Annotated in this window: 8 protein-coding genes; 5 read left to right on the forward strand and 3 right to left on the reverse strand. The window is 69.7% G+C overall.

Going from position 1 to position 6031, the window contains the following annotated elements; genetic code table 11:
• Positions 1-993, forward strand: a 993-nt coding sequence (locus E1293_RS43410; RefSeq protein ID WP_243717438.1) for a LacI family DNA-binding transcriptional regulator, incomplete at its 5' end; no start/stop codon positions are given.
• Positions 994-1002: 9 nt separating this feature from the next.
• A complete protein-coding gene (locus E1293_RS43415; protein ID WP_132205424.1) occupies positions 1003-1479 on the forward strand; it encodes a nucleoside deaminase in 477 nt (158 codons plus the stop codon).
• A gap of 18 nt (positions 1480-1497) precedes the next feature.
• On the opposite strand, the gene E1293_RS43420 is transcribed toward E1293_RS43415, so the two are convergent.
• Both E1293_RS43420 and E1293_RS43425 read right to left on the reverse strand, forming a co-directional pair.
• Positions 1498-1821, reverse strand: a complete 324-nt coding sequence (locus tag E1293_RS43420; protein ID WP_132205426.1) for a protealysin inhibitor emfourin — start codon at positions 1819-1821, stop codon at positions 1498-1500.
• A gap of 73 nt (positions 1822-1894) precedes the next feature.
• Positions 1895-2287 carry an SSI family serine proteinase inhibitor gene (locus tag E1293_RS43425; protein ID WP_165978677.1) on the reverse strand — a complete coding sequence of 131 codons (393 nt, stop codon included), beginning with the start codon at positions 2285-2287 and terminating at the stop codon, positions 1895-1897.
• A 281-nt stretch (positions 2288-2568) separates the two neighbouring features.
• On the opposite strand from E1293_RS43425, the gene E1293_RS43430 reads away from it, so the two are divergent.
• Positions 2569-3042, forward strand: a complete 474-nt coding sequence (locus E1293_RS43430) for a nuclear transport factor 2 family protein (RefSeq protein WP_132205430.1) — start codon at positions 2569-2571, stop codon at positions 3040-3042.
• Here E1293_RS43430 and E1293_RS43435 read toward each other — a convergent pair.
• Positions 3030-3758: an SDR family oxidoreductase gene (locus E1293_RS43435; protein WP_132205432.1), complete on the reverse strand. Its 729-nt coding sequence runs from the start codon at positions 3756-3758 to the stop codon at positions 3030-3032. The genes E1293_RS43430 and E1293_RS43435 overlap by 13 nt on opposite strands.
• Before the next feature lie 103 nt (positions 3759-3861).
• Between E1293_RS43435 and E1293_RS43440 the strand changes: the two genes are divergently transcribed.
• Together E1293_RS43440 and E1293_RS43445 are read left to right on the forward strand one after the other, a co-directional pair.
• Positions 3862-4698 (forward strand): helix-turn-helix transcriptional regulator, encoded by an 837-nt coding sequence (locus E1293_RS43440; RefSeq protein ID WP_243717441.1) that lies wholly within the window; start codon positions 3862-3864, stop codon positions 4696-4698.
• Between the two features lie 344 nt (positions 4699-5042).
• A complete protein-coding gene (locus E1293_RS43445; RefSeq protein ID WP_207939458.1) occupies positions 5043-5504 on the forward strand; it encodes a sigma-70 family RNA polymerase sigma factor in 462 nt (153 codons plus the stop codon).
• Positions 5505-6031 lie beyond the last annotated feature (527 nt).

The raw sequence follows: 6031 nt of genomic DNA on the forward strand, positions 1-6031 counted from the left end.
CGCCCGACCTTGGAAGAGGTCGCGGCGCGGGCGGGGGTGGGCCGCGGCACGGTGTCGCGCGTGGTGAACGGCTCGCCGCGGGTCAGCCCGCAGGCCCGCGAGGCGGTGCTGGCGGCGATCGAGGAGCTCGGGTACGTGCCCAACCGCGCGGCCCGCACCCTCGTGACCCGCCGCACCGACACGGTGGCGCTGGTCGTCGCCGAGTCGGACCAGCGGCTGTTCGGCGAGCCGTACTTCGCCGGGATCATCCGCGGGATCAGCAACGGCCTCGGCGACACCGGGCTGCAGCTCCTGCTCGCCCTCGCCCGCTCCCCCGCCGAGTACGGCCGGCTGGAGGACTACCTCACCACCCAGCACGTGGACGGGGTGCTCCTCACCTCCCTGCACGCGGAGGACCCGCTGCCCGCCAAGCTGGAGGCCAACGGCGTGCCGACCGTCCTCGGCGGGCGGCCGCCCGGCCTGCACCCGGTCAGCTACGTCGACGTCGACAACCGCAGCGGCGCCCGCGAGGCCGTCGGCCACCTCATCGCGGGCGGCCGGCGGCGCATCGCGACCATCGCCGGCCCGCAGGACATGGGGGTCGGCATCGACCGGCTGGCCGGCTACCGGGAGGCGCTCGCCGAGGCGGGCCTGCCCGAGTACGTCGAGTACGGCGACTTCGGCGAGGCCAGCGGCATCACCGCCGCGGAGCGGCTGCTGGCCGCCGAGCCGTCGCTGGACGCGGTGTTCGCCGCCGACGACCCGATGGCGCTCGGCGCGCTGCGGGTCCTGCACCGGCACGGGCGGGCCATCCCGGACGACGTGGCGGTGATCGGCTTCGACGACTCGTCCGCGGCGCCGCTGGCCGACCCGCCGCTCAGCACCGTGCACCAGTCGCCGGAGGAGATGGGGCTGGAGATGGCCCGGCTGCTGGTCTCCCGGATCACCGGCGAGGCGGTCGCGGACCCGGTGGTCATCCTGCGTCCCCACCTGGTGCTGCGCGACTCCGCGTAAGATCGTCCGATGGGTTACGAACCGACCGCCGAAGAGCTCGTCCATCTGAACCGCTGCGTGGAGCTCGCCGCCGAGGCCTTGGACGCGGGCGACGAGCCGTTCGGGTCCGTGCTGGTGGCGGCGTCCGGCAAGGTCCTGTTCGCCGACCGCAACCGCACCGCGGACGGCGACCAGACCCGGCACCCCGAATTCGAGATCGCCCGCTGGGCGGCGTCCAACATGGCGGAGGACGAGCGCGCGGCCGCCACCGTGTTCACCTCCGGGGAGCACTGCCCGATGTGCTCGGCCGCGCACGGCTGGGTCGGCCTCGGCCGCATCGTGTACATCATGTCGTCCCGGCAGCTCACCGAGTTCCGCGCCGGGCTGGGCTCGGAGCCGGGCCCCGTCAACGCGATCCCGATCCAGGACGTCGTGCCGGGTCTCAGGGTGGACGGCCCGGTCGCCGCCCTCGAAGCCACGATGCGCGAGCTGCACACACGCGCCTGAGGGCGGCGGCCTCCCGTCTCAGCGCCTGGTCAGCGCCTCCAGCCGGGTGACGGCGTCCTCCCAGTCGGACGGCAGCCAGCACCGCGTCGCGCTGCGGCCCCGGTAGGTGAGCGTGTAAGTGAAATGGTCGGCCACCCGGCACCCGGCCGACGACGACTCCGTGGTGACGACGCGGCCGAGCGCGTCTCGCAGCCCGCGCATCTCCCTATCGTCGAGCGCGACCTTCTCGTCGTTGACGAGGGCCTTTCCCGACACATCGACGGTCACTTTCTCGCGGATTCCGGCGAATCCGCCGGTGCGCTCGTAGGTGACCAGCACATCCGGCCCGGTGAATACGAGCATGGACGCCTCCTTTTCATGCGGGCCGCCGGACAGCACCCCGCTCCCCAATTCCGGCGGCCCGCGGTCCGTGGGTTTACTCGCCGAAAAGGATTCCGCCGGTGCCGCGCACTGCGGCGCACCGGTTGGGATACGTCCGCGCGAAATGCCGGGGGCGGCCGTGCCAGGTGCCGTCCGCGCTGACCCTGACGGGCGCGTACTCCATCGTGCAGGCTCCCTGCCGCGCCGGGATGCGCGCCACCTCGCCGCCGACGGCTTCAAGCTGGTCGCAGGCTTGGGAGGCGGCGTCCAGCGTCCCCCCGTCGGGGTCGCACTGCAGGCTCCACCTGCTGGCCGGACCTCGCTGCGGCGCCATCGTGAGCAGATAGGCACCGGCCGGTCCGCCGGCCAGCGCCGGCGTGGCCGACGCGATGACCGCGGCTCCCGCCAGCACGGCCGCCCACCGGAAACGGGCACGCGACATGTGCATGTCTTCCTCCCTGGATTCGCCCGCCGCGATCTGCGGCATTGGCCGGCCGGGACGCCGAATTGTGGTGGACGTCCCGCCGCATCCAGACATTAGGTGCCGCAAACTGCCCCAAACAAGGCCATTCCCCGTCCCAACCCGGCCACCGGTTCACACTTAAATCAAGTCTGCCCAAATGTGCAATGCCAATTGCCGACACATGACCCGGCGGCTGTGATATCTCTGCCATCCCGCCCACCGGGACCCCGCCCGACGCCGTCCCCGGCGGGGACCAGGATCGGGGCATGCCGACCGCCCAGCCGAGCCACCAGGCCATCGCGAACCTGATCTACCGCTACGCCGAATGCGTGGACAACGCGGACTTCGCGGGCATCCGCGACCTGTTCGCCGACGCCGCCTTCACCGGCAGCGGCGGCACCCTGCGCGGCGGCGAGGCCATCGCGGCCATGTTCGAGAAGACGGTGATCGTCCACCCCGACGGCACCCTGCGCACCAGGCACGTCACCACGAACCTGGCCATCGAGGTCGACGAGGAGTCGGGCACGGCCACCTCGAAGGCCTACTACACCGTCCTCCAGGCCGTCCCCGGCCTCCCCCTCCAGCCCATAGCCTGCGGCACCTACAACGACACCTTCACCCGCCGCGAAGACCACTGGCGCTTCACCGAACGCCGCATAACCCTCGACCTGGCCGGCGACGTGACCCACCACCTCCGCCACCCTGAATACCTCCCGCCCCACGTCCGTCACCAGGGGTAGGTTCCGCCGTTCTCGTTGAGGAAGGCACCGGATTCGGGGCGGGCCAACTGGCGGGCAATGTGGGCGCCGCCCTCGTCGGCGGTCAGAACGCCTGTGTGGCCGTTGAGGTCGGTGGCGCAGAAGCCCGGCGAAAGCGCGTTGACCCTGATGCCGGAGTCGCGGAGGGCGTTCGCGTAAATGAGCGTGACCGCGTTGAGGGCGGCCTTGGACGAGTTGTAGCCGAGCAGGTTCGCGTACTGGGCGAGGTTCTCGTCGGGGTCGCTCAGGAATGCGACCGTGCCGAGACCACTGGAAACGTTTCCGATGTAGCCGGACGGCGATCTGCGCAGCAGCGGCAACATGGCGTTGGTGACGGCGACGACGCCGAACACGTTGGTCTCATAAACCTCGCGCAGGGCAGCGACGGGCATCTCGCCCGGTGGACGCGACCTGTCACGCGTGATGGCGGCGTTGTTGACGAGGACGTCCAGGCGCCCGTACTCGGCGTCGATCAACTCGGCGGCGGCCGTGATCGTCGCGGGGTCGGTCACATCCAGGCGGACGAACCGCGCGTCCAGGCCCTGCTCGGACAGGCCGGCGGCAGCAGCGGCGCCGCGCTCGGGGTCACGGGCGCCGAGCAGCACTGCGTGCCCGTCCCGCGCCAGCACCCCGGCGGTCGCGAGCCCGATCCCCTTGTTGGCGCCGGTGATGAGGACGATCTTCTTCGTGTTCGTCATGAGCACCAGGCTGGCCACTGGGCGGCGAACCCGGGAGAGCACCGTCGAGGCTGGTACCGCCGGTCCCATGGTGGTCTCGCGGCCGGACGTCCAGACTGATGGGGTGGAGCACGGGGATCGCGCGGAGCTGGCCGCCTTCCTGCGGCGGTGGCGTGCGCGGGTGCAACCGTACGAGGTCGGGCTGGAGCGTGGACGCCGACGCACACCCGGGCTGCGGCGGCAGGAGGTCGCGAACCTCGCCGGAATGTCGGTGGACTACTACGTCCGCCTCGAACAGGGCCGGGGTCCAAGGCCATCGCGTCAGATGCTCACCGCGCTAGGCCGGGCGCTTCGGCTGACCGACGACGAACGGTCCCACCTGCACTATCTGGCGGGCGAGGTTCCGGCACCGCCGCCCTCGCCCGTGCGAGACGTGCGGCCGGGCTTGCGCCACCTGTTGGAGCGCCTGGACGACACGCCCGCGCTCGTCTGCGACGCCAAGTACGACGTCCTCGCATGGAACCCGATGGCCACCGCCCTACTCGGCGACTTCTCCACCATGCCGGACGATGAGCGCAACATCGTTCTTCGGTTCTTCACCCGACCGCAGTCCCGCGACCGAATCGATCCCGGCGACGCTCGGCGGTTCGCTCGTGAGGCGGTGGCCGACCTCCGCACGGTGGCGGCCCGCTACCCTCGCGACCCCGGCGTTCTCTCTCTCATCGAGCGCCTGCTGGCGGGGAGCGACGAGTTCCGGGCGCTGTGGGCCGAGGGAGACGTCCGCGTCCAGCGCTCAGCGCGAAAGCGGATCCGGCACCCGGCGGTCGGCTGGCTCGACCTCCACTGCGAGGCCCTCCACGACCCGGTCTGCGACCAATGGACCGTCTTCTACACCGCCGCCCCCGGCTCCCGCGAGGCCGAGGCACTCCGGTCGCTGAGAAGTCTGGCTCCGACCAGCTAACGCCCGGCCCAGGCGGGGCGGCGTTCTCGCGGGGCCGATCCCCTCGTTGGCGCCGCTTGGGTGTCACAAGCCCCTTCGATCACAGTCTGTATCGTTTGCGTCACTTCACGCATCAAGGGGGACTAGATTACACTGGGGCCGAAACCGATGAAGCTAGCCGACCTTGAGCGCGCGATGAGAAGGCATGGCTGCCAGAAGCGGACCCCGGACAAGGGACCGCACACGAAGTGGGACTGTCCATGCGGCGAGCATCGGGCGATCATCCCACGTCACCGGGAGATTTCAGCGCTCGTGGTGAAGAACACGATCCAAGGGATGGCTTGCCTTGAGGAGGGGTGGCTTTAGTGAGCAGTTCCGAAGGCCGCGACGTGTACACCGTGCACGCACGACGGTGGGAGCACGGGTGGGAACTTGAGATCGAGTCGGTCGGCGCAACTCAGTCGCACAGTCTCAAAGACGCCGAACTGATGGCACGGGACTACATCCGGCTCGCACTCGAAGTGCCCGCCGACTCATTCGATCTGGAACTCGTTCCCGATGTGGGAGACGGCCTGACCGAGGAGGCGCTCCAAGCCAAGGCCGAGACCAGGGCCGCTGAGAAGGCGCGAGACAACGCGGCCCAGCACTCACGTGAAGTTGCCCGCAAGCTGCATGACAAGGGTCTTAGGGGCAAGGAGATCGCAATAGTCCTGGGAGTCTCGACTCAGCGTGTCTCGCAACTGCTGAAGGCAGGAAGGAACTCGACGGCTCACCGACAGAGGAGCGGTCGAGCAGGGGCGCATGGGAAACACTCGTCGTCCGCCTGAGCAGGCCAAGCCGAGCGGCTGCTGGTAGGAGCGGGAATTTCGGGCGTTGTGGAACGAGGGGGACGTGCTGGTTCGGCGGTCAACACGGAAGCGGAGCCGACAACCGGTGGTCGGATGACTCGACCTTCACTGCGAGGCGCTGCATGATCCGGTTCGCGATCAGTGGACCGTGTTCTACACAGCGGAGCTGGGGCCGGCGGCGGCCAAGGCGCTTCGGTCTTTGAAAGAGATGGCCGACGCGGGGCGGTTCGGTCAAGGCGGGCGGTCGGGGCTGCCAGGTGGTGCAGGTGCGGTAGTGCCGCGAACGGTGCGTCCGTCGGGACGCCGGACAACAACTGGACCCCATGGTCCCTTCGATCACGGTTATGGCGTCGAATCCGCCGGATTCGACGCTTGGATAGGCTCTTCCAAGATTCCGGTGGTGACGGGGTGTGCTTATGTGAGGAGTATCCGTTTACGGAGTAGCGGGAGGGCGGCGCGTCCGTAGTACTGCCGTTTGAGGTACTTGATCTTGTTGACGACGCCCT

This window comes from Actinomadura darangshiensis (assembly GCF_004349235.1).
GTDB classification, from domain to species: domain Bacteria; phylum Actinomycetota; class Actinomycetes; order Streptosporangiales; family Streptosporangiaceae; genus Spirillospora; species Spirillospora darangshiensis.

Excerpts from the sequence above, each read along its gene's own strand:
- E1293_RS43415 (WP_132205424.1), top strand. The coding sequence starts at position 1,003 with ATGGGTTACGAACCGACCGCCGAAGAGCTCGTCCATCTGAACCGCTGC.
- E1293_RS43420 (WP_132205426.1), bottom strand. The coding sequence starts at position 1,821 with ATGCTCGTATTCACCGGGCCGGATGTGCTGGTCACCTACGAGCGCACC.
- E1293_RS43425 (WP_165978677.1), bottom strand. The coding sequence starts at position 2,287 with ATGCACATGTCGCGTGCCCGTTTCCGGTGGGCGGCCGTGCTGGCGGGA.
- E1293_RS43430 (WP_132205430.1), top strand. The coding sequence starts at position 2,569 with ATGCCGACCGCCCAGCCGAGCCACCAGGCCATCGCGAACCTGATCTAC.
- E1293_RS43435 (WP_132205432.1), bottom strand. The coding sequence starts at position 3,758 with ATGACGAACACGAAGAAGATCGTCCTCATCACCGGCGCCAACAAGGGG.